The organism is Flavobacterium geliluteum, from assembly GCF_017948595.1.
Taxonomy (GTDB): Bacteria; Bacteroidota; Bacteroidia; order Flavobacteriales; family Flavobacteriaceae; genus Flavobacterium; species Flavobacterium flavipigmentatum.
Map to the genome: position 1 here is coordinate 1 of NZ_JAGFBV010000008.1, position 21,849 is coordinate 21,849.

A 21,849-nucleotide genomic window follows, 5' to 3' on the forward strand; every position below is an offset into this window, starting at 1 on the left:
ATCTAAAAAGTCTTATGATTACACGTAAAAGATACAAAAAAAGGAGCAGAAAACTTTTAGCTTCTACTCCTTTTAATTAATAATTATTCTTGAAAAAGAATTTTGAAAAGACTTTTTCAGTGCCCTCGAATTAACAGAGTGGTTTATAATGTATTTTATTTTGAATTACAAATCCCACCAAACTTTAGTTGTTAATGTTACGTAGGGAACCGGTATACCTGGCCCAGCTTGTAATGAGGCGCCGTTTACATTAATTTCTTTTTGTGGATAGGGTAATCTTCTTGGAGTTACACCACTTGTACGATTTGTTGCAGGAGCTGTTAATACCGGGAATCCAGTTCTTCTCCAGTCTACAAATGATTCGTATGAAGCTTGGTACATTGTAATCCATTTTTGCCCCATAATTCTTTCTAATGTATTGTTATAAGCTACTAATGGGTTTATTATGTAAGTAGCATCTGTAACACCTAATGCTTCAAAATCTTTAGCGATTGCGTTGTCGTAAGCAATTTTGGAGTTTACTAAATCGTTTGCTCTAAAATAGATTTCAGATTTAATAAATTCAACTTCTGCCGCACTTATTAAAATTACAGGAGAGTTTATTGAGGCATAAGCAGGGCCTACACGTGAGAACAAGTTCTCTCCTGAATCATCTAAATCTTGACCAGGAAGATTTCCTAAATACTCACCAGCAAAACCACTACCGTTGTTTGCAACAGGGAAAAAGAATTTGCTAATTCTAGGGTCGTTTAAAGACTTCATGTTGTCAACGATAGTTTTACAAACAGCGTTATCTTTTCTACCAGAAAGAATGTCGAATTGGTGAATTGGATTAGCATTAGATGCAACAGTTCCATAAGTCACTTTAGCGTTGTTCGAAACATCTGTAATTAATGTTGGGTTTGTTTGTAAAAAAGTTAAAGCTTGAGTAGGATTCTTTTTACTAAGATGATTAAGTAGTCTTAGTTTTAAAGAGTTTGCGAATGCTTCCCATTTTACAATGTTTCCACTATATATTAAGTCCGCAGCGGCAGGTTTCGCTCCAGCTTCACTTTTAAGGTTAACAATCGCTTCGTCTAAAGAAGCTAGTAATGCAGGATAAATTGCTTCTTGTTTATCATAAGCAGGAGTAATGTTTGAAGCTCCTTGCAAACTTTGGCTAAAAGGAATATCTCCAAAAAGGTCGGTAGCAACACTAAAAGTATAAACTTGAAGAACTTGAGATATACCTAGATAAATTCTGTCTCCGCTGATTTTTGTTTGATTTTCAATTGCTCTTAGGTCAATTAAAATGTCGTAAAGACTAGCCCATAATCCGTCAGTATCCGCAGATGTGATGTTGTATTGGCCGTAGTTCAATGGTTGTCCTCTGTGTCCAGCATAATGTTGCACAATGCTTGCTGGCATCCTAGTTCCATCACCACCAAGTGTGTAAGTAAGGTTTACTTCAGATCCAGATAACAAAGTAGCTAAAGGAACTTCGGTAGGATTGTTAGGATCATTGTTTATATCAAGTTCGTTTTCACAAGATACAAATACCGCAGATAATGTTAGTAAGCCAATAAAAATTGATCGCTTAAAACTACTATTGTGAATTTTTTTCATTTTCATTAATTTTAGTATTAGAATTGTGCTTTTAGATTGAAACCAATAGTTCTTGTCGTTGGAAATGCAAATCTTGAAACACCTTGAGCGTTACCAGTTCCAAAAGAACTTGATTCTGGATCAACATGAGGCACATCAGACCAAATAAATAAGTTACGACCATATAATCCTAAATCTAAAGAACGAATATATTTGTCTTTTAGTTTGAATGTGTAACCAAGTGTAACCTCTCTTAGTTTAATCCAGTTGTTTTCGTAAACATATTGTTCGTTAGGATAAGCACCTAATCCGTACCAATTAGCATCACGTTTTACAACAACATCATTAGGGCTTCCTGTTGTAGCATTTACGCCAGGAAAAATGTAATCGTCATTACGAGTTAAAGTGTTTTTGCTTACACCATAAAAATCCAATAGTTCTTCAGTACCACTGTACATGTAACCACCATGTCTCATGTCAGCAAGAGCTGTAAAATAAATATTTTTATAAGTTACAGAAGTGCTTAAGCCACCAGTCCAATCAGCTTCAGTATGACCAAGAATAATACCATCTAAGATCGAAGGAATACCATCATCGTCTACTAATATTTCACCGTTTTCGTTTCTTGCATAACCAGTTCCGATTAATGTACCTAATCTTTCTCCTTTTACTGCATAAATTGCAGGATTTCCATCAAAACCACCAAGATATACTCTGTCTACACCTGGATAAGTTTCGTCAACATGAGATCTTATTCTGCTAAAGTTAAAAGTTACATCCCATCTAAAATCTTTAGTTAAGATTGGAGTTGTTCTTAGCATCAGCTCAAAACCTTTTGAAGTAGTTTTTCCACTGTTAATTATTGTTGCTGTTGCACCCGCAGCTGGCGAAATATCTAATGGTATGATACCATCGGTATTTATATTTCTGTAATAAGTGGCATCAACACCGATACGATCTTTAAATAATTTTAATTCAACACCCACTTCGTATTCGGTAGTAAATTCAGGACTTAAATTTCCGTTGCTTATTGTATTTTGAATTGTGTATCCAGCTAAGTTGTTGAATGGAAATTCAACTCCAGGGGTAAATCCGTCAGCAAATATTGCTTTTCTATATGCAGGCTGAGTCAAATAAACATCTGCATCTCTACCTGTTTTAGAAGCACCTAAGCGCAATTTACCATATGTAATAGCATCAGATTCAATTTTAAATGCTTCTGTAAAAATTAATGAAGCGCTTACTCCTGGATAAAAGAAACTTCTATTATCTTTCGGTAAAGTTGAACTCCATTCGTTTCTTCCAACAATGCTTACATACAAGTAGTTGTCGTAGCTTAGAGATAGATCTCCAAATAAACCAAATAAAGTTCTTCTACTGTTGTAAAGGTATGGAGGACTAGCAGTTTTAATATTGTTAGTGTTGATAATGCTAGGTAATATTAGTTCAGTTCCAATAACTTGTGACTGTTGGAAAGTTCTGTTGTTATAATCCTGACCAGCAGTTAATGTCGCTTTAAATTTTTCAGTAATATCTTTATTGAAAGTAGCGATTAATGTTGAAGTAGTCTCTTTACGAGTAATATTGTCGTATGTTAAGTTTCCTAAAGGATTTCCACCAGTATTGATGTCTTTAAATAAAGTTCTTTGATCAGATAGGTAATCATTGCCAAGACGGTAAGAAAGTTTGAAATCTTTAGTTACGTCAAAAGCGAAGTTAACGCCAGTGATGTATCTCTGACTATCACTTTTTGCAGAGTTTTTGTAGACACTCCATAAAGGATTATCAAAAGATCCTCCTCTAAAGTTGATTTGTCTCCCGTCAGGTCTTTCGTATCCGTATCCTGTTAAATCCCAAGAAACAGGTGCGTGAAATAAGGCAAAAATAGGATTATTCCCGTCTTGTCCAGCAAAAGAAAGATCTCCTTCAGAAGCATTGTAGCTTAAATTAACACCAGCAGTAAATTTTGAACTAAATCTGTAATTGCTATTAAAGCGTCCGTTGAATTTTTGAAATCCTTGGTTTGGTACAATAGAAGTTTGTTTTGATTGACCAATAGAAACAAACATGTCGTATGCTTCAGTAGAGTTTGAAAGAGAAATGTTATTATTGTAGGTTAATCCCGTTTTTAAGAATTGTTTTCTCGGGTCAAAGGCTTTTAATTGAATTTGTTGTGCGCCTAAACCTCTGGATGCGCCAGCTGCTGGACTGCTTACGGTTTGTCCGGTAATTCTAGGTCCAAAAGATCTTGATCCTCCTTCTGTATAAGTTAAACTATTTCCTCCTTGGGCATATTCAGTTTGGTAATCAGGTAATACTAAAGCATCATCAACTGCTACTGCACTTGTATATTCAATAATAGGTTTTCCAGCTTTGTTCGATCCTGTTTTGGTAGTGATCAGGACAACTCCATTAGAACCTCGATTTCCGTATAGTACTGCTCCAGCAGCACCTTTTAGTACAGTAATGCTTTCAATGTCATTTGGATTGATGTCAGACGCTCTGTTAGGGCTGTTTATTCCTGTTACAGTATTTGCATTTCCATCGTTAGCGTTACTCATAGGCATTCCGTCAATAACATAAAGAGGTTCGTTGCTATTAGTTAATGATTTGTTACCACCTCTAATTACTAATCTACTTGCTTGTCCCGGAGCTCCTCCTGAAGCAGTTACTTGTACGCCAGCAACTTTTCCGCTAAGCGCACTAACAAGGTTTTGATTGTTTCCTTTTGTTACATCTGCACCAGAAACTTTTGTAGATGCATAACCAATAGCTTTGTCTGCTTTTTTAATACCTAAGGCTGTTACAACTACTCCTTCAAGTTCTACTGAAGAGTTAGCTAATTTAGCATTAATTGAAGCTGAACTTGCAATTATTTCTTGTGATGTCATCCCAATGTAGCTAAATACTAATATTTGGGTTGGTGTTGCTTTAATAGAGAATTTACCATCAAAGTCTGTTTGTGTTCCTGTTTTAGTTCCTTTAACTAATACACTAACACCTGGTAAAGGCAGTCCTGTATTATCGGAAACTATTCCAGAAACAACTCTTTCTTGCGCAAAAGTAAGTTGCGTAACTAGTACTAAAAAAAGTACTAAGAATCCATTGAACTTTAGTTTCATTTTTGAATATTTTGAATTAGTCTTACAAAACTCTTAATAATTTGTTAACTTTCCTAATATAAAAAAGCTTTTTTTTGTTTCAATTATGATTTTATTATAGGATATTGTTTTTTTAATGTTAAATTATGTGTTCAAATTTAGTATTCGTAAATTATTGCTTCAAATATGATAATAATGAAAAAATTAACAAATTAAGAGGGTGTTAAATTTTATGAGTTATTCTCGTGTTAAGTTTGTTTTGTAACTTTAACATTAAAAAAGCCACCCTTTTACAGGTGGCTTTTTACTTAAAGTATTTGTTTTTTTAGAATTTATCCCAAAAAAGTTTGGTGGTAACTTTGTCGCCTCCTATTGCTTGACTAGCTGCTGTGTAACTAGTTTTGTTTAACGATTGTTCTATAATAGGATAAGTGTAACGAACCGGAATGTCAGATACTGCATCAGCAGGTTTTACTAAAACTGGATAATCTAATCTTCTGTAAGTTGAGTAACCTTCAAAGGAATTATTGTAATATGCAATCCAGCTTTGAGTTCCAATTTTTTCTTTCCAAGTTCCTGTAGCTGTTGCATATGCAACATTTGGATTAGCTAAATAAGCCGTCGCTTCTGCATTAGTGCCACCCCAATCTAAAATTGATGCAGTAATTGCTTCATTGTAATGTGCTGCTGCGTCTGCAGGAGTCCCGTATAATGATCTTTCAGCTGCTTCTGCTAATAAGAATTTAGCTTCTGCATAATCTAAAATTGTTCCTGGATAATCAGGAATTTGTAATGTTTTGGATATATGCGTATAATTATTGAACGAATTACTTGCGCCGTTTGTACCTCCAATATATTCAACTTCTGGAGTTGCAGGGTCATCAATATTGTTGTCAAAGTATTTAGAACGTCTTGGGTCGTTTAAATTGTTCATTACATCTATTAATGTACTTGTTGGAACAAAATCTGAACGGCCACTTGCAAAAAGATCTACATATAAAGGATTTGTATTTGGAGTTGCTGTTAAGTATTTGAAATCGGCATTATCATCATTAGAAGCAAATACAAATGGCGCAGCACTAGATACTGTTGCTTGGGCTAAACCTGCTTCAGAAGGTATATCTGAGATAGTAATACCTAATCTTAGCTTAAGTGTGTTTGCAAATTTAATCCACTTAGATACATCACCAGCATATATTCTGTCGTTGCCTCCAAAACTTGCGCCTCCGGTGTTAAGATTTGCTATCGCTTTATTCAATCTCACAATTAGATCTTTATAAATCGTCAAGCCATCATCATATTTAGGTGTTTTGTAAGTCAGGTTGAGTGCTTGTGAGTATGGAACATCTCCAAAAGTTTCTACTAGTATTGCATAAGTATAAACATTTAAAACTTCTATTATTGCAAGTTTGTTTTGTTTGTCTAATGGATTTTCTGTTAAACCCACTGCAGTATTTGTAATGTTTTTTGCACTTTGATCTAAATCTTTTAGTACATCTTTATATAGATACTGCCAGTGCTGTTCTGGGATTGTTCTTGTTACTAAATCGTAATTACTTTCATCAGTATATACTGTTTCGGTCCAGTATTGATTTATTAATCTAAAAACATTGTCGTTTACATTTGTACTCATTATCTGATCTACCAAGCTTTTTTGGGCGCTAGTAAATAGAACTTCACCAGGTACATTTGACGGGTCTTTTACGTTTTCGTTTAATTTTTCTAGATCATCTGAACAAGACGCAAGTGTTGCAGCAGTGAGTAGAATTAAAAATATTTTTTTCATGATTTCTTTTTTTAAAATTGGATTTTAATATTAAAGCTAATGTCTCTTGTAGATGGTAGAGATCCTGTTGAGTAGCCTTGTAAGTTACCTGCTCCTAATCCTGATTCAGGATCTGCATCTGGTAAATTTTTGTGAATAATCCAAAGGTTAGTTCCAACGATACTGAAAGTCATTCCGTTTATAAAAGTATTTTTCAAAACTTTTTCTGTGAGAGAATATGATATTGCAGTTTGTCTTAATTTAATATAGCTTGCATCATAAACAAATGCTTCGTCTGGTAAACCTCTTCTGTATCCTTGCGCTCCAAATCGGCTTGCTTCAATTCTAGTTGTATTTGCTGTTCCGTCTGGGTTTACACCTGGATTAATAAATCCACCACTATCACTTCCTGTAGTTAAAGGATTTCTTACTGGATTCCCTAATTCATTTGTAAAAGCTGTATCGTCATACAATCCTGTTGCCATACCATAATAGCGGTCTAGTGAGAATATTTGTCCGCCTTTTTGCATGTCAATTAAAAATTCTAGTGAGAGATTTTTATAAGTAAATTTATTATTAAGACCTCCAGTCCAATTTGGATTTGCACTTCCAATCGCATTATCAGAAGTTGAAGTTTTGATATATTGACCATTAGCTGGATCAACTACTCTTTGTCCATTTAGATAAGTATATTGGGTACCATATATTACTCCGTATGGCTGGCCCACAGCAGCATTAATTGTAACACCTCCCTGGAAAGAACCTAATTGTAAGTTGTCTATACCGTCCAATAATTCTATAACTTTGTTTCTGTTTCTTGCCCAGTTAAGATTTACATCCCATGAAAAACTCTCTGTTTTTATTGGTGTTGCGTTTAATGAAACTTCAATACCTTTGTTTTCGATTTCTCCGGCATTAATTAATTCATATAAATAACCAGTTGAAGATGTTAATCTTAATGGAATGATTTGATCAATTGAGTTAGATTTGTAATAAGAAATATCTAGTCCTAATCTCTTTTTAAAGAATGATAATTCTATACCTGCTTCGTAACTTTTTGTACGTTCTGGTTTTAGATTTGGGTTGTTTTTAGTATCTTTTACAGATGCAGAACCAGCTCCGATTGCTGTATTTACGGCATAAGTATCTAAAATTCTGTCAAAACCAGGGCTGTTTCCAACTTCTGCATAGTTAAGTCTTACTTTTCCAAATGAAAACCAATCCGCTTTTATGAATTTTGAAAACACAAAACTTGATGATACAGAAGGGTAGAAGTATGAACTGTTTGCTTCCGGAAGGGTTGAAGAATGGTCTCTTCTTATTGTTCCTTCTAAAAATAAGAAATCATCGTATCCAAAAGAAGCACTTCCGTAGATACCGTCAACTCCTATTGATTCTTCTCTTTCTCTAGGGGCAAGCATTGGATCTTTTGTGTTTTGTAAAGCATAAAGGCCAGGAATTGCAAGACCTCCGTTTGTTGCAGCCCAGATAGAATTGTAGTAACTTCTTCTGATGTTAACACCCGCTACGCCTTTAAGGTTTAATTTTTCTGTAATATCAGTGTTGTAGTTCAGCATAAAATCATAGTTGTACTCACTAAATCCAATATTTCTTCTTGAATATCCAGATGGAGCTGGGTTTCTGTTAAGACTTCCGTCATCTCCTCCGGTTCCAATACCAAAGTTTGAAGGAACGCTTCCATCAGCTCTTCTTTCTTCTTGAATCTCGTCATAAGTATCTACAGACATTCTTCCGTAAGCATCTAGCCAGCTTGCAATTTTGTAGTTCAAAGAAATATTTCCTATGAATCTGTTTCTGCTGTCTGATTGGTAGTTTTCATAACGCTGAAAGTATGGGTTGTCCCAAAAAATAGGTTTAGAATTTGTGGTTGAGTTAGGATTCCATGTTACATTTCTTCCTGTCAATTCGTAAGCTTGTTTAAGCCCTTTAATGTCAACGTTTGTTTGCCACCATTGTCTAAAATTACCAGCAATATTATCATTGTATCCTGTAGTATTTCTACCAATTGTGCTTGTTCTTGTAAAATTACCATATCCAGCTACAGTCAATTTATCATTGATTAAAGTAGAACCGCTTAAAGTAAAGGTGTTTCTTTTTAATGTACTATTAGGTAAAAGACCTTTTTGATCAAGATTGTTTATTCCTAATCTTAAATATCCATTTTCTAAACCTTTGTCGATTGAAATAGAGTTTGTTAAAGCTAACGGTTTTTCAAAAAATGTTATAGGGCCATTTTTTGCATTAATCCATGGAGTAGCTTTCATGTAGTTAGGAGATTCAGGGTAGAATGCATCCCATTGGTATACTAATAAATTAGGGTCAAAAGCCTGACCGTAAGAGGCATCTTCTGTTAACGGGGTTACATTATCCAGAATTCCATCTCCATCAATATCTTTACGGTCTAGATAAGAATCTTCGTCAGGACCGTAGTAAGGACCATATCCTGCACCATATTGTTTTTGATATTTTATAAAAGTGCTCTTATCAACAGAACCTGTTGTTACTCCTGAGTTTACTGTTATAGAATATCCTTTTGCTCTTTTACTTCCTTTTTTAGTTGTAATAACTACTACTCCATTGGCAGCTCTAGATCCGTATAATGCACTAGCAGCTGATCCTTTAAGTATGTTTATAGACTCAATGTCTTCTGGGTTAATGTCTGATGCGGCACTTCCATAGTCATAACCTGCTCCAGATTGTTCTTGGTCTCTTGAGTTTGAATTGTTGTTACTGATTGGAACTCCGTCAATTACAAACAGAGCTTGGTTGTTTCCTGTTAGGGATGAGTTTCCTCTAATTACGATATTAGTAGATCCTCCAAAATTGGTTGTTCTTTTTACTTGTACACCAGAAACTTTACCAGATATAGAGTTTACAAAGTTGTCACTCTTCACTGCGGCAAGACTCTCGCCTTTTACTTCTTGTGTGGCGTAACCTAGAGATTTTTTTTCTCTTGATAATCCTAGAGCAGTAACAACAACTCCCTCAAGTTGTTGGGCATCTCCGGATAATTTAGTATTGATTGATGATGAGCTCGCCACAATTTCTTGAGATCTCATTCCAATATAGCTAAATACTAAAACTTGGTTTGTTGAGGCTTTGATGGAGTACTTACCATCAAAATCAGTTTGTGTTCCAGTCTTTGTTCCTTTTACTAATATGCTTACACCTGGTAACGGCATACCTGCATCATCGGTAACAATACCTGAAACAGATCTTTCTTGCGCAAAGGTTAGTTGCGCGATTAGTACTAAAAATAGTACTAAGAATCCATTGAACTTTAGTTTCATTTTTAAATATTTTGAATTAGTGTAACAAAACTCTTAATAATTTGTTAACTATCCTAATATTAATTTAATCTTTTTTAACTTTTTTTTAAAATTTAACATTATAACAGATATTTATGATAGTGTTATATAATTCTATCTTTTGTCTTTCATGTACACTATTTGAAATATTTATTTTAATTATTCCATTCTGTGTTTGTAGTCCCAAACCTGCTCCAAGACCTATTAGTTTTTCTATTTTTTTCGGGTTGTTAGATCTTGTTAAGTCTTGATATATAGCATAGTCTGTAATGGAATGAAGATATAAATTTCTGGAAACGATATATCTATACTCGGTAATTAATGCTGAAACATAATTAGCTTGAAGGCTGTTTTCGATAAATCCTCGAATTGAATTGCTTCCGCCAAAACGGAACAATTCGTTCGTAAGGTAGTTTTGGCTCTTCAAATAAAAATTCTGTAAATTTATGTTAATATAATTTTTTTTGTTCAGTTCAAAATTATAACTAAATGTTAGGTTTGTGTAAACTTGCTTGCTGGATTCAAGAGTTTGTGGTTCTGCGTTTGTATTTCTTTTTCCGAATCCAATAATTAAATTAATACTTGTTTTTTTTGGAAACAGATCATTCAGGTTGTCCATTTTTATGTAATCAAAACTTGTAGTGAAAAATGAGTTTTTAAAATCACTTACAGAAATGCTATTGGCGTTCTGAATGTCGCTTGATTCTGTAGATTGATAGCCTAAATATATTTTTGAATTGTATTTTAGGTAATAACCTAAGTCGATTGCGTTTTTTGAATTTTGAAAGGTACTGTCTTGTTTGAAAATATTTAGTTGCGCTTTTATTCCTAATGAAGAATTAAAAATATAAGGAATTTCTAACTTGGTGTCAAAGGTGCGTTGCTGATTGCCATCGCTTTTCCAGTACAATGAAAATTGCTCGCCTGAGCGCAATATGTTTTGCAATGTTACATCTAGATAGCCATTAATGTTCAACTTTTTATTTTCGTCATTGGTGAATCCAATGTAGCCGTCAAAATTATTTGCTTTTCTTTTTTCGATATAAAGATAAATTTTTGTAGAGTCTGTAGTGAATAATATTTCAGGATATTTGCTTGGTAATGCGAACGCGTAATTGTTGATTTCAGAATTTAATTCTTTTACAATATCTTGGTTAAAAGTCTTGCTGATGTATTTTTTATTTAATTGCTTGAGATGGCTTTTCGGAAAATAATTTGTTCGATTGTTATCTGTGTAATTAACAATGATGGAATTTACGACACGTTTTTTTTCGGAATTATAATTTAAATCAGCATACATTATCAAATTCTTTCTTTGGATATTTGTCAAGCTAAGTTTGTTTAAAGCGAAACCTTGCTTTTCTCTCTCAATAATTTTTTGGTTAAGATGATTTTCGATTTCTTGATAAGGTATAATAATGGTGTCATTTTTTATTTCTGCAACATCATAAAAGGGATTATTTCTACCTATATATATATGTATGTTTTTTGTTCTTGCTCCTAAGTTAATTTTATGAATATAGGTTGTGTCGTTTAATTTGCTGTTTTCTATTAATTTAAGATCTAAATAACCTTTTCGTATTAGGGCGTCAGAAGTCTTTGCTTGTTCATCAGACAAAGATTTAAAATTTGAATGTATTTTTTTGTAATTTAAAGAGTCAATAATTTGGTTTTCAAAATCGTTTGAGCCTTCAATTTTTAATTGAATTTTTTGAGTATAACAACTAAATGTAATAAAGAAAAATAATATGTGTAGTAATTGTTTCAAGGGCAATTTGTTGTTTTATTAAAGATATTGCAAATATCTAGTGTTTGTTTCTAAAATCATAAGTTTAAATAATGTTATTGAAAATTAATGAATTAACGTTTGTATAGTGAAAAATATTTTATACATTTGCAACCCCGTAAAAAGCGGGAATTTAATATACATAATAAATTTTTAGTATTAATTATGCCAACAATTCAACAATTAGTAAGAACAGGAAGAACTCAGATCACTAAGAAGAGTAAATCGGTTGCTTTAGATTCTTGTCCTCAAAGAAGAGGGGTTTGTACGCGTGTTTACACTACTACACCAAAAAAACCAAACTCTGCAATGCGTAAAGTTGCGCGTGTACGTTTGACAAATGGTAATGAAGTGAATGCTTACATCCCTGGAGAAGGACACAATTTACAAGAGCACTCGATAGTATTAGTGCGAGGTGGAAGGGTAAAAGATTTACCAGGTGTTAGATATCATATCGTTCGTGGAGCGCTTGACACGTCAGGTGTTGCAGGAAGAACGCAAAGAAGATCTAAGTACGGTGCTAAACGCCCAAAAGAAGCAAAAAAGTAATTTAAACTTTTAAGAAAAAGACATGAGAAAAAGAGCGGCAAAGAAAAGACCACTTTTACCAGATCCGAGGTTTAACGACCAATTGGTAACGCGTTTTGTGAACAACTTAATGTGGGACGGTAAGAAATCTACAGCTTTCAAAGTATTTTATGATGCAATTGACATCATCGAATCTAAAAAGCAAGATTCAGAAAAATCTTCATTAGAAATTTGGAAAGATGCTTTAACAAACGTTATGCCTCACGTAGAAGTACGTAGTCGTAGAGTAGGTGGAGCTACCTTTCAAATCCCAATGCAAATTAGACCAGATAGAAAAATTTCTATGGCAATGAAGTGGTTGATACTTTATTCTAGAAGAAGAAATGAAAAATCTATGGCACAACGTTTAGCGTCAGAATGTTTAGCTGCTGCTAAAGAAGAAGGTGCTGCGGTTAAGAAAAGAATGGATACTCACAAGATGGCAGAAGCTAACAAAGCTTTCTCTCACTTTAGATTTTAATTCGTAAGAAATGGCTAGAGATTTAAAATATACAAGAAATATTGGAATTGCTGCTCACATTGATGCTGGTAAAACAACAACAACAGAGCGTATCCTTTTTTATACTGGAAAATCACATAAAATTGGTGAAGTACACGATGGTGCTGCAACAATGGACTGGATGGCTCAGGAGCAAGAAAGAGGTATTACAATTACTTCGGCTGCAACTACTTGTGAGTGGAATTTTCCAACTGAGCAAGGTAAAATTTTGCCTGAATCATTGCCATACCACTTTAATATTATTGATACCCCGGGACACGTTGACTTTACTGTAGAGGTAAACCGTTCTTTACGTGTACTTGATGGTTTGGTTTTCTTATTTAGTGCAGTTGATGGTGTTGAGCCGCAGTCTGAAACTAACTGGAGACTTGCAGATCAATATAGAGTTCCTCGTATGGGATTCGTAAACAAAATGGACCGTCAAGGATCTAACTTTTTGGCAGTTTGTCAGCAAGTTCGTGATATGTTAAAGTCAAATGCTGTTGCGATCACTTTGCCAATTGGTGAAGAGAATGATTTTAAAGGTGTTGTAGATTTAGTAAAAAACCAAGCTATCATCTGGCATGATGCTACTCAAGGGGCAACTTTCGATATTGTGCCAATTCCTGAGGATATGATTGCAGAGGTTAAAGAATACAGATCTATTCTTATTGAAGCAGTTGCTGATTACGATGAAAATCTTTTGGAGAAATTCATGGAAGATGAAAACTCTATTACAGAGGAAGAAATCAACAATGCTTTAAGAGCTGCTACTATGGACATGGCTATCATTCCGATGATTGCTGGTTCTTCTTTCAAAAACAAAGGAGTTCAGTTTATGTTAGATGCAGTTTGTAAATATTTGCCTTCTCCAATGGATAAAGAAGGTATCGAAGGAATTCATCCTGATGATGCTGAATTATTAGAGGAAGATCAAACTAAAATCTTGCGTAAGCCAGATGTAAAAGAGCCGTTCGCAGCTCTAGCATTTAAAATCGCTACTGACCCATTCGTAGGTCGTTTAGCTTTCTTCCGTGCTTACTCTGGACGTTTAGATGCTGGTTCTTATGTTTTGAATACTCGTTCAGGAAATAAAGAAAGAATTTCTCGTATCTACCAAATGCATGCTAACAAACAAAATCCAATCGATTATATCGAAGCTGGAGATATTGGAGCGGCTGTTGGATTTAAAGATATTAAAACTGGAGATACATTGTGTGATGAAAAACACCCAATTATTCTTGAGTCTATGAAATTCCCTGCGCCGGTAATTGGTATTGCAATTGAACCTAAAACAAAAGCTGACGTTGATAAAATGGGTATGGCTTTAGCTAAATTAGCTGAAGAGGATCCTACATTTACTGTTAGAACAGATGAGGCTTCAGGGCAAACAATTATTTCTGGTATGGGTGAGCTTCACTTAGATATCTTAGTAGATCGTATGAAACGTGAATTTAAAGTTGAAGTAAACCAAGGTGAGCCTCAAGTTGAATATAAAGAAGCGTTTACAAGAACAGCAACACACAGAGAGACATACAAGAAACAATCAGGAGGTCGTGGTAAATTCGGTGATATCGTATTTACACTTGAGCCAGCTGATGAAGTTGATGGTAAAGTTCCTGTTGGATTGCAGTTTATTAATGCAGTAAAAGGTGGTAACGTTCCTAAAGAATATATCCCTTCTGTAGAAAAAGGTTTCCGTGAAGCTATGAAAACTGGTCCTTTGGCTGGTTATCAAGTGGATAGTTTGAAAGTAACTTTGACAGACGGATCTTTCCACCCTGTCGATTCTGATGCACTTTCTTTTGAGTTAGCAGCAAGAATGGGTTATAGAGAAGTGGCTAAAGCTGCTGGAGCAATTATTTTGGAGCCAATCATGAAAATGGAGGTTATTACTCCTGAAGAAAACATGGGAGATATCGTTGGTGATATCAACCGTCGTAGAGGTCAGGTGAATGACATGGGTGACAGAAATGGTGCTAAAACTATTAAAGCTGATGTGCCTTTATCAGAAATGTTTGGATATGTAACTACATTAAGAACATTGTCTTCTGGTAGAGCTACTTCAACAATGGAGTTTTCACATTATGCAGAAACACCTTCTAATATTTCAGAAGCTGTAATTAAAAAAGCAAAAGGTAACGCGTAATTCTTAAGAAAATGAGTCAAAAAATCAGAATAAAACTAAAATCTTACGATCACATGTTGGTAGACAAGTCTGCTGAAAAGATCGTAAAAACAGTAAAAACTACTGGAGCAGTTGTAACAGGTCCAATTCCGTTGCCAACTCACAAAAAACTTTTCACTGTTCTACGTTCTCCGCACGTAAACAAAAAAGCGAGAGAGCAATTTGAAGTAATGTCATACAAGAGATTGATTGATATTTATTCATCTTCATCTAAAACTATTGATGCTTTAATGAAACTTGAATTGCCAAGTGGAGTTGAAGTAGAAATAAAAGTATAATTTTTTTATTATATTTTACATAGAAAAAGCGAAACAGAAATGTTTCGCTTTTTTTGTTTTTGGCGGTTTTGATTTTTGATTTTAAAGGATTTGCTGTTTTAATTTAAAACAGTTCTTTTTATCGGAATGTCTTCTGTTTAGGCTGTTGCCGATGTTTTTCTATAGATTCTTTAAGGAATTGTTAAGCTTAATGTTGTGTTAGGTTAAAGCTGGTAAATTCAATTTTTATAAGATGTAAAAATTTGTTTCGGGCAGATTTGATCCTTTAATTTTGATAATGAGCGATTTAATTTTTCTAACTGTTTGGTATATTCGATTTTAATATATACTTTTGCACTCCCTGTTTGGAAATTTCTGTTATTTTCAAATTGAAGGGAATTTTAGTAATTAATAATTAATATTTATGTCTGGGTTAATTGGTAAAAAAATCGGCATGACTAGCATTTTTGATGAAAACGGGAAAAACATTCCTTGTACAGTAATCGAAGCTGGGCCGTGTGTTGTTACCCAAGTCAGAACCAAAGGTGTTGACGGGTACGAAGCGTTGCAACTTGGTTTCGATGACAAAAACGAGAAACATTCCACTAAAGCGGCTCTAGGTCACTTTAAAAAAGCTGGAACTGTTGCTAAGAAAAAAGTCGTTGAATTTCAAGATTTTGCAACTGAACAAAAATTAGGAGATCTTATTGATGTTTCTATTTTTGCTGAAGGAGAATTTGTAGATGTACAAGGTGTATCTAAAGGTAAAGGTTTTCAAGGGGTTGTTAAACGTCACGGATTTGGTGGTGTTGGACAAGCAACTCACGGTCAACACAACCGTTTAAGAGCACCAGGTTCTGTGGGAGCTTCTTCTTATCCATCTAGAGTATTCAAAGGAATGCGTATGGCTGGAAGAATGGGAGGAGACAATGTAAAAGTTCAAAACCTTAGAGTTTTAAAAGTAGTGGCTGAAAAGAACCTACTTGTTATTAAAGGATGTGTTCCTGGACATAAAAACTCTTATGTAATCATTCAGAAGTAATGGAAGTAAAAGTATTAGATTTCAACGGAAAAGATACTGGAAGAAAAGTTCAACTTTCTGATTCAGTATTCGCAATTGAACCAAACAATCACGCTGTATACCTTGATGTAAAGCAATATCTTGCTAATCAAAGACAAGGAACTCACAAAGCAAAAGAAAGAGCTGAAGTGACAGGAAGTACACGTAAGATTAAAAAACAAAAAGGAACTGGTACAGCTCGTGCGGGAAGTATCAAAAATCCATTGTTTAAAGGTGGTGGAACAGTTTTCGGACCAAGACCAAGAAGTTATTCATTCAAATTGAATAAAGGCTTGAAAAGATTGGCAAGAAAATCAGCTTTCTCAATCAAAGCAAAAGAGGCGAGTATTATCGTTCTTGAAGACTTTAATTTTGAAGCGCCAAACACTAAAAATTTCATTAACGTTTTGAAAGCTTTAGGGTTAGAAAATAAAAAATCTCTTTTTGTGTTGGGAGAGTCAAATAAAAATGTATATTTGTCGTCACGCAATTTAAAGGCTTCTAATGTCGTAACTAGCTCAGAATTAAGCACTTACGCTATTTTAAACACTAATAATTTAGTGCTTTTAGAAGGTTCTTTGGAGTTAATCGAAGAAAATTTAAGCAAATAATAGGAATATGAGTATCATAATTAGACCTATAGTAACAGAGAAAGTAACCAAAGAAAGTGAAGTTTTAAACCGCTTCGGATTCGTTGTTGACAAAAAAGCAAACAAAGTTCAAATTAAGAAAGCTATTGAAGCTGCTTATGGAGTAACTATCGTTTCAGTTAACACGATGAACGTAAGACCGGATAGAACTACAAAATACACTAAAAGTGGTTTGATCAGTGGAAAGACAAATGCAATTAAAAAAGCGATTGTTCAAGTACAAGAAGGAGAAACAATTGATTTTTACAACAATATCTAAGATAGAAAAATGTCAGTAAGAAAATTAAAACCTATTACCCCAGGTCAGCGATTTAGAGTTGTGAATGGTTATGACGCCATTACAACTGATAAGCCGGAACGCTCTTTGATAGCGCCGATAAAAAACTCTGGAGGTAGAAATAGTCAAGGAAAGATGACCATGCGTTATACGGGTGGTGGTCACAAGCAGAGATATCGTATAATTGATTTCAAAAGAACTAAAGACGGAATTCCGGCTACTGTGAAATCAATCGAATACGATCCAAATCGTACTGCATTTATCGCTTTATTAGCTTATGCTGATGGTGAGAAAACTTATGTTATTGCTCAAAACGGATTGAAAGTTGGTCAGAAATTAGTTTCTGGTCCAGAATCTCAACCTGAAATTGGTAATACATTACCTTTAAGCAGAATTCCTTTAGGAACTGTAATCTCTTGTATTGAGTTACGTCCAGGTCAAGGAGCAGTAATTGCTCGTTCAGCTGGTACATTTGCTCAGTTAATGGCAAGAGACGGAAAATATGCTACAATCAAAATGCCTTCTGGTGAAACGAGATTGATCTTGTTAACTTGTTCGGCTACTATTGGAGCTGTTTCTAATTCAGACCACCAATTAGTTGTATCAGGAAAAGCTGGTAGAACAAGATGGTTAGGAAGAAGACCTAGAACAAGACCTGTTGCAATGAACCCTGTTGATCACCCGATGGGTGGTGGAGAAGGACGTTCTTCTGGTGGACATCCACGTTCAAGAAATGGAATACCAGCAAAAGGTTATAGAACTCGTTCTAAGAAAAACCCGAGTAACAAGTATATCGTAGAACGTAGAAAGAAATAATAAGATATGGCACGTTCATTAAAAAAAGGACCTTTCGTTCATTATAAGTTAGACAAGAAAGTTCAAGAAAACGTAGAAAGTGGTAAAAATAGTGTAGTGAAGACTTGGTCTAGAGCTTCTATGATTACTCCGGATTTCGTTGGACAGACTATCGCAGTTCATAACGGTCGTCAATTTGTACCAGTTTACGTAACAGAAAACATGGTAGGTCACAAATTAGGAGAATTTTCACCAACTAGATCTTTTAGAGGTCATGCTGGAGCAAAAAATAAAGGTAAAAAATAAGAAGCAATGGGAGTTCGTAAAAGAGAAACAGCAGATGCGAGAAAAGAGGCTAATAAGTCTATTGCTTTCGCAAAATTGAATAACTGCCCTACTTCACCTAGAAAAATGCGCTTAGTAGCGGACTTGGTAAGAGGTCAGAAGGTAGAAAGAGCACTTAACATCTTAAGATTCAGTTCTAAAGAGGCTTCAAGAAAATTAGAGAAACTATTATTATCTGCAATCAACAACTGGGAGCAAAAAAATAGTGAAGGTAATTTGGAAGAAGCTGGATTATTTGTTAAAGAGATCAGAGTAGATGGTGGTATGATGTTGAAAAGACTTCGTCCAGCTCCACAAGGTCGTGCACACAGAATAAGAAAACGTTCTAACCACGTAACAATCGTGCTTGGAGCTATCAATAACACACAAAGCAATTCTTAAGCAGCATGGGACAAAAGACAAATCCAATTGGAAATAGACTTGGTATCATCAGAGGGTGGGACTCAAACTGGTATGGTGGAAATGATTACGGTGATAAACTTGCCGAAGATCACAAAATCAGAAAGTATATCCACGCTCGTTTATCAAAAGCTAGTGTATCTAAAGTAATCATCGAGAGAACTTTAAAACTTGTAACCGTTACTATCACTACTGCTAGACCTGGTATCATTATCGGAAAAGGTGGACAAGAGGTAGACAAGTTGAAAGAGGAACTTAAGAAAGTTACTGACAAAGAGGTTCAAATCAACATCTTTGAAATCAAAAGACCTGAATTAGATGCTTATCTTGTGGCGACAAGCATCGCTCGTCAAATCGAAAGCCGTATTTCTTACAGACGTGCAATCAAAATGGCTATTGCTGCTTCTATGCGTATGAACGCTGAAGGTATCAAAGTTTTGATTTCTGGTCGTTTGAATGGTGCTGAAATGGCGCGTTCAGAAGGTTTCAAAGAAGGTAGAATTCCTCTATCAACTTTCAGAGCTGATATTGATTATGCTTTGGCTGAAGCTCATACTACTTATGGTAGAATGGGTATCAAAGTATGGATCATGAAAGGTGAAGTTTATGGAAAGAGAGATCTTTCTCCGCTTGCAGGAATGGATAAAAAACAATCTGGAACTGGTGGTGGTAAAGGTGGAGATGCTCCGAGAGGAGACAGAAAACCTTTTAATAAAGGTGGTAAACCAGACGCTCGTAAACGAAAGTAAATTTTTAAACTAAAGAAAAATGTTACAGCCTAAAAGAACAAAATACCGTAAGGTACAAAAAGGTAAAATGAAAGGTAACTCTCAAAGAGGGCATGAACTTTCTAATGGAATGTTTGGTATTAAATCTGTACATGAAGATGGAATGTTCTTAACCTCTCGTCAAATCGAAGCTGCGCGTATTGCTGCAACTCGTTTCATGAAGAGAGAAGGACAATTATGGATCAAAATATTTCCAGACAAACCAATTACTAAGAAACCTCTTGAGGTACGTATGGGTAAAGGTAAAGGTGCCGTTGAATATTGGGCTGCCGTTGTTAAACCCGGAAGAATTATGTTTGAAGTTGGAGGAGTTCCTTTATCAGTTGCAAAAGAGGCGTTACGTCTTGCAGCTCAAAAGCTTCCTGTAAAAACTAAGTTCGTCGTTGCTAGAGATTTCGAAGCATAATTTATAATATATTATGAAACAATCAGAAATAAAAGATCTTTCTGCAGCGGAGTTGCAAGAAAAACTTAGTCAAACTAAGAAGATATATGCTGACCTAAAAATGGCCCACGCTATTTCTCCAATTGAGAATCCACTTCAAATTAGAAGTGTAAGAAGAACAGTTGCAAGATTGGCTACAGAGCTAACTAAAAGAGAGTTACAATAATTGTATTCTGCTGAAAGATGGAAGAAAAAAGAAATTTAAGAAAAGAAAGAATTGGTGTTGTTACTTCAAATAAAATGGATAAGTCTATTGTTATTGCTGAAGTAAGAAAAGTAAAACACCCATTATACGGTAAGTTCGTGTTGAAAACAAAAAAATACGTTGCACACGACGAAACAAACGACTGTAACATTGGAGATACTGTAAGAATTAGCGAAACGCGTCCTTTGAGTAAAACAAAATGTTGGAGATTAGTTGAAATCTTAGAAAGAGCTAAATAATTATGGTACAACAGGAATCAAGACTAAAAGTAGCAGATAACACGGGAGCAAAAGAAGTTTTAACTATCCGTGTTTTAGGAGGTACCAAAAGAAGGTATGCCTCTGTTGGTGACAAGATTGTAGTATCTATTAAAGATGCAACTCCTAACGGTAACGTTAAAAAAGGAGCTGTTTCAACTGCAGTTGTTGTACGTACCAAAAAAGAAGTGAGAAGAGCTGATGGTTCTTATATCCGTTTCGATGATAATGCATGTGTTCTTTTGAACGCTGCAGGGGAAATGAGAGGAACTCGTGTTTTTGGTCCGGTAGCAAGAGAACTTCGTGAAAAACAATTCATGAAAATTGTATCATTAGCACCAGAAGTGCTTTAATTCGTTTTAAGATGATAAAGCTAAAAATAAAATCAGGAGACATCGTAAGAGTAATTGCTGGAGACCATAAAGGTGCTGAAGGTAAAGTTTTACGTGTTTACCGTGAGAAAAATAAAGCGATAGTTGAAGGTGTAAACATGGTTTCGAAACATACAAAACCAAGTGCTAAAAACCCTCAAGGTGGTATCGTTAAGAAAGAAGCTTCTATACAAATATCTAACATTTCGCTAATTGATCCTAAAACTAAGGAAACAACTAGAGTTGGTATTAGAGTAGAAGGAGATAAGAAAGTAAGATTTTCAAAAAAATCTAATCAAGTACTATAGTAATGGCATATACACCTAGACTAAAAGAAGAATATAAGAGTAGAGTAATCTCTGCTCTTAAAGAGGAATTCGGATATACAAACGTAATGCAAGTTCCAAAATTGGAAAAAATCGTTTTGAGCCGTGGAGTTGGTGCAGCTGTATCTGATAAAAAACTTATTGACTATGCAGTTGATGAGTTAACAAAGATCACTGGACAAAAAGCAGTATCTACAATCTCTAAGAAAGACGTTGCGTCTTTCAAATTGAGAAAAGGGATGCCTATTGGAGCAAAAGTTACTTTACGTGGTGAAAGAATGTATGAGTTTTTAGATAGACTTATTACTTCTGCTTTACCGCGTGTTAGAGATTTTAGTGGTATCAAAGCTACTGGTTTCGACGGAAGAGGTAACTATAACCTTGGAGTTTTGGAGCAAATCATTTTCCCTGAAATTGATATTGATAAAGTAAACAAAATTTCAGGAATGGATATTACATTTGTTACTACTGCAAAAACAGACAAGGAAGCAAAGTCATTATTGGCTGAATTAGGATTACCTTTTAAAAAGAATTAAGACATGGCTAAAGAATCAATGAAAGCCCGCGAGGTTAAGAGAGAGAAAACGGTAGCGAAGTATGCTGAGAAAAGAAAAGCTTTGAAAGAAGCTGGAGATTTTGAAGGATTACAAAAATTACCTAAAAATGCTTCACCAGTTCGTTTACACAATCGTTGTAAATTAACAGGTAGACCTAGAGGGTATATCCGTCAATTCGGTATTTCACGTGTAACTTTCCGTGAGATGGCTAATAATGGATTAATTCCTGGTGTTAAAAAAGCATCTTGGTAATCTCGCAATAAGTTACTACTTTTGCAAACCAAAAAATAATTTTAAT

23 protein-coding genes are annotated in these 21,849 nt (G+C 34.8%); 18 read left to right on the forward strand and 5 right to left on the reverse strand.

The annotated features are described in order from the left end of the window. Positions 1–165: 165 nt before the first annotated feature. The 5 genes from J3495_RS06440 to J3495_RS06460 form a co-directional block, all read right to left on the reverse strand. The gene (locus J3495_RS06440; RefSeq protein ID WP_210665757.1) at positions 166–1,605 is read right to left on the reverse strand and encodes a SusD/RagB family nutrient-binding outer membrane lipoprotein; all 1,440 of its coding nucleotides are present in this window, start codon (positions 1,603–1,605) and stop codon (positions 166–168) included. Between the two features lie 17 nt (positions 1,606–1,622). Beyond that, positions 1,623–4,706, reverse strand: coding sequence for a SusC/RagA family TonB-linked outer membrane protein (locus tag J3495_RS06445; protein ID WP_210665758.1), 3,084 nt, complete (start codon positions 4,704–4,706; stop codon positions 1,623–1,625). A gap of 304 nt (positions 4,707–5,010) precedes the next feature. After that, positions 5,011–6,471, reverse strand: coding sequence for a SusD/RagB family nutrient-binding outer membrane lipoprotein (locus tag J3495_RS06450; RefSeq protein ID WP_210665759.1), 1,461 nt, complete (start codon positions 6,469–6,471; stop codon positions 5,011–5,013). 11 nt (positions 6,472–6,482) lie between these two features. Beyond that, positions 6,483–9,761 carry a SusC/RagA family TonB-linked outer membrane protein gene (locus J3495_RS06455; RefSeq protein ID WP_210665760.1) on the reverse strand — a complete coding sequence of 1,093 codons (3,279 nt, stop codon included), beginning with the start codon at positions 9,759–9,761 and terminating at the stop codon, positions 6,483–6,485. Positions 9,762–9,846: 85 nt separating this feature from the next. After that, the gene (locus tag J3495_RS06460) at positions 9,847–11,397 is read right to left on the reverse strand and encodes an outer membrane protein assembly factor (protein ID WP_236025410.1); all 1,551 of its coding nucleotides are present in this window, start codon (positions 11,395–11,397) and stop codon (positions 9,847–9,849) included. Between the two features lie 333 nt (positions 11,398–11,730). Between J3495_RS06460 and rpsL the strand changes: the two genes are divergently transcribed. The 18 genes from rpsL to rpsN all read left to right on the forward strand — a co-directional run bounded on the left by rpsL (position 11,731) and on the right by rpsN (position 21,803). Beyond that, positions 11,731–12,114 (forward strand): 30S ribosomal protein S12, encoded by a 384-nt coding sequence (rpsL, locus tag J3495_RS06465; RefSeq protein ID WP_007136570.1) that lies wholly within the window; start codon positions 11,731–11,733, stop codon positions 12,112–12,114. Positions 12,115–12,136: 22 nt separating this feature from the next. Next, positions 12,137–12,613 carry a 30S ribosomal protein S7 gene (gene rpsG / locus J3495_RS06470; protein ID WP_007803600.1) on the forward strand — a complete coding sequence of 159 codons (477 nt, stop codon included), beginning with the start codon at positions 12,137–12,139 and terminating at the stop codon, positions 12,611–12,613. A 10-nt stretch (positions 12,614–12,623) separates the two neighbouring features. Then, positions 12,624–14,780: an elongation factor G gene (fusA, locus tag J3495_RS06475; protein ID WP_210665761.1), complete on the forward strand. Its 2,157-nt coding sequence runs from the start codon at positions 12,624–12,626 to the stop codon at positions 14,778–14,780. Between the two features lie 11 nt (positions 14,781–14,791). Then, positions 14,792–15,097, forward strand: coding sequence for a 30S ribosomal protein S10 (gene rpsJ, locus J3495_RS06480; RefSeq protein ID WP_007803605.1), 306 nt, complete (start codon positions 14,792–14,794; stop codon positions 15,095–15,097). A 403-nt stretch (positions 15,098–15,500) separates the two neighbouring features. Next, complete coding sequence (gene rplC / locus J3495_RS06485; RefSeq protein ID WP_007803612.1) at positions 15,501–16,118, forward strand: 50S ribosomal protein L3; 618 nt, start codon at positions 15,501–15,503, stop codon at positions 16,116–16,118. Next, positions 16,118–16,747: a 50S ribosomal protein L4 gene (rplD, locus tag J3495_RS06490; protein ID WP_210665762.1), complete on the forward strand. Its 630-nt coding sequence runs from the start codon at positions 16,118–16,120 to the stop codon at positions 16,745–16,747. The genes rplC and rplD overlap by 1 nt, the downstream gene beginning before the upstream one ends. A gap of 7 nt (positions 16,748–16,754) precedes the next feature. Then, on the forward strand, positions 16,755–17,045 hold the full coding sequence (gene rplW / locus J3495_RS06495) for a 50S ribosomal protein L23 (RefSeq protein ID WP_007803621.1): 291 nt from the start codon (positions 16,755–16,757) through the stop codon (positions 17,043–17,045). Positions 17,046–17,054: 9 nt separating this feature from the next. Then, positions 17,055–17,879, forward strand: coding sequence for a 50S ribosomal protein L2 (gene rplB / locus J3495_RS06500; RefSeq protein WP_007803623.1), 825 nt, complete (start codon positions 17,055–17,057; stop codon positions 17,877–17,879). Positions 17,880–17,885: 6 nt separating this feature from the next. Beyond that, positions 17,886–18,164 carry a 30S ribosomal protein S19 gene (gene rpsS / locus J3495_RS06505; RefSeq protein ID WP_012022488.1) on the forward strand — a complete coding sequence of 93 codons (279 nt, stop codon included), beginning with the start codon at positions 17,886–17,888 and terminating at the stop codon, positions 18,162–18,164. Positions 18,165–18,170: 6 nt separating this feature from the next. Next, the gene (gene rplV / locus J3495_RS06510) at positions 18,171–18,584 is read left to right on the forward strand and encodes a 50S ribosomal protein L22 (RefSeq protein WP_007803631.1); all 414 of its coding nucleotides are present in this window, start codon (positions 18,171–18,173) and stop codon (positions 18,582–18,584) included. 5 nt (positions 18,585–18,589) lie between these two features. After that, positions 18,590–19,351 carry a 30S ribosomal protein S3 gene (gene rpsC, locus J3495_RS06515; protein WP_056195277.1) on the forward strand — a complete coding sequence of 254 codons (762 nt, stop codon included), beginning with the start codon at positions 18,590–18,592 and terminating at the stop codon, positions 19,349–19,351. A 19-nt stretch (positions 19,352–19,370) separates the two neighbouring features. Next, the gene (rplP, locus tag J3495_RS06520; protein ID WP_007803637.1) at positions 19,371–19,796 is read left to right on the forward strand and encodes a 50S ribosomal protein L16; all 426 of its coding nucleotides are present in this window, start codon (positions 19,371–19,373) and stop codon (positions 19,794–19,796) included. A 13-nt stretch (positions 19,797–19,809) separates the two neighbouring features. After that, positions 19,810–20,001, forward strand: coding sequence for a 50S ribosomal protein L29 (gene rpmC, locus J3495_RS06525; RefSeq protein ID WP_007803639.1), 192 nt, complete (start codon positions 19,810–19,812; stop codon positions 19,999–20,001). A gap of 17 nt (positions 20,002–20,018) precedes the next feature. After that, the gene (gene rpsQ / locus J3495_RS06530; protein ID WP_007803646.1) at positions 20,019–20,279 is read left to right on the forward strand and encodes a 30S ribosomal protein S17; all 261 of its coding nucleotides are present in this window, start codon (positions 20,019–20,021) and stop codon (positions 20,277–20,279) included. 2 nt (positions 20,280–20,281) lie between these two features. After that, positions 20,282–20,650 (forward strand): 50S ribosomal protein L14, encoded by a 369-nt coding sequence (gene rplN, locus J3495_RS06535; RefSeq protein WP_007803649.1) that lies wholly within the window; start codon positions 20,282–20,284, stop codon positions 20,648–20,650. Positions 20,651–20,661: 11 nt separating this feature from the next. After that, positions 20,662–20,976, forward strand: coding sequence for a 50S ribosomal protein L24 (gene rplX, locus J3495_RS06540; RefSeq protein WP_007803650.1), 315 nt, complete (start codon positions 20,662–20,664; stop codon positions 20,974–20,976). 2 nt (positions 20,977–20,978) lie between these two features. Next, complete coding sequence (gene rplE, locus J3495_RS06545; RefSeq protein WP_017495015.1) at positions 20,979–21,530, forward strand: 50S ribosomal protein L5; 552 nt, start codon at positions 20,979–20,981, stop codon at positions 21,528–21,530. 3 nt (positions 21,531–21,533) lie between these two features. Continuing rightward, positions 21,534–21,803 carry a 30S ribosomal protein S14 gene (gene rpsN / locus J3495_RS06550; RefSeq protein WP_007803655.1) on the forward strand — a complete coding sequence of 90 codons (270 nt, stop codon included), beginning with the start codon at positions 21,534–21,536 and terminating at the stop codon, positions 21,801–21,803. Positions 21,804–21,849: the final 46 nt, after the last annotated feature.

Bases quoted from the DNA above. Each gene is read 5' to 3' on its own strand.
- J3495_RS06440 (WP_210665757.1), bottom strand. From the start codon at position 1,605: ATGAAAAAAATTCACAATAGTAGTTTTAAGCGATCAATTTTTATTGGC.
- J3495_RS06445 (WP_210665758.1), bottom strand. From the start codon at position 4,706: ATGAAACTAAAGTTCAATGGATTCTTAGTACTTTTTTTAGTACTAGTT.
- J3495_RS06450 (WP_210665759.1), bottom strand. From the start codon at position 6,471: ATGAAAAAAATATTTTTAATTCTACTCACTGCTGCAACACTTGCGTCT.
- J3495_RS06455 (WP_210665760.1), bottom strand. From the start codon at position 9,761: ATGAAACTAAAGTTCAATGGATTCTTAGTACTATTTTTAGTACTAATC.
- rpsL (WP_007136570.1), top strand. From the start codon at position 11,731: ATGCCAACAATTCAACAATTAGTAAGAACAGGAAGAACTCAGATCACT.
- rpsG (WP_007803600.1), top strand. From the start codon at position 12,137: ATGAGAAAAAGAGCGGCAAAGAAAAGACCACTTTTACCAGATCCGAGG.
- fusA (WP_210665761.1), top strand. From the start codon at position 12,624: ATGGCTAGAGATTTAAAATATACAAGAAATATTGGAATTGCTGCTCAC.
- rpsJ (WP_007803605.1), top strand. From the start codon at position 14,792: ATGAGTCAAAAAATCAGAATAAAACTAAAATCTTACGATCACATGTTG.
- rplC (WP_007803612.1), top strand. From the start codon at position 15,501: ATGTCTGGGTTAATTGGTAAAAAAATCGGCATGACTAGCATTTTTGAT.
- rplD (WP_210665762.1), top strand. From the start codon at position 16,118: ATGGAAGTAAAAGTATTAGATTTCAACGGAAAAGATACTGGAAGAAAA.
- rplW (WP_007803621.1), top strand. From the start codon at position 16,755: ATGAGTATCATAATTAGACCTATAGTAACAGAGAAAGTAACCAAAGAA.
- rplB (WP_007803623.1), top strand. From the start codon at position 17,055: ATGTCAGTAAGAAAATTAAAACCTATTACCCCAGGTCAGCGATTTAGA.
- rpsS (WP_012022488.1), top strand. From the start codon at position 17,886: ATGGCACGTTCATTAAAAAAAGGACCTTTCGTTCATTATAAGTTAGAC.
- rplV (WP_007803631.1), top strand. From the start codon at position 18,171: ATGGGAGTTCGTAAAAGAGAAACAGCAGATGCGAGAAAAGAGGCTAAT.
- rpsC (WP_056195277.1), top strand. From the start codon at position 18,590: ATGGGACAAAAGACAAATCCAATTGGAAATAGACTTGGTATCATCAGA.
- rplP (WP_007803637.1), top strand. From the start codon at position 19,371: ATGTTACAGCCTAAAAGAACAAAATACCGTAAGGTACAAAAAGGTAAA.
- rpmC (WP_007803639.1), top strand. From the start codon at position 19,810: ATGAAACAATCAGAAATAAAAGATCTTTCTGCAGCGGAGTTGCAAGAA.
- rpsQ (WP_007803646.1), top strand. From the start codon at position 20,019: ATGGAAGAAAAAAGAAATTTAAGAAAAGAAAGAATTGGTGTTGTTACT.
- rplN (WP_007803649.1), top strand. From the start codon at position 20,282: ATGGTACAACAGGAATCAAGACTAAAAGTAGCAGATAACACGGGAGCA.
- rplX (WP_007803650.1), top strand. From the start codon at position 20,662: ATGATAAAGCTAAAAATAAAATCAGGAGACATCGTAAGAGTAATTGCT.
- rplE (WP_017495015.1), top strand. From the start codon at position 20,979: ATGGCATATACACCTAGACTAAAAGAAGAATATAAGAGTAGAGTAATC.
- rpsN (WP_007803655.1), top strand. From the start codon at position 21,534: ATGGCTAAAGAATCAATGAAAGCCCGCGAGGTTAAGAGAGAGAAAACG.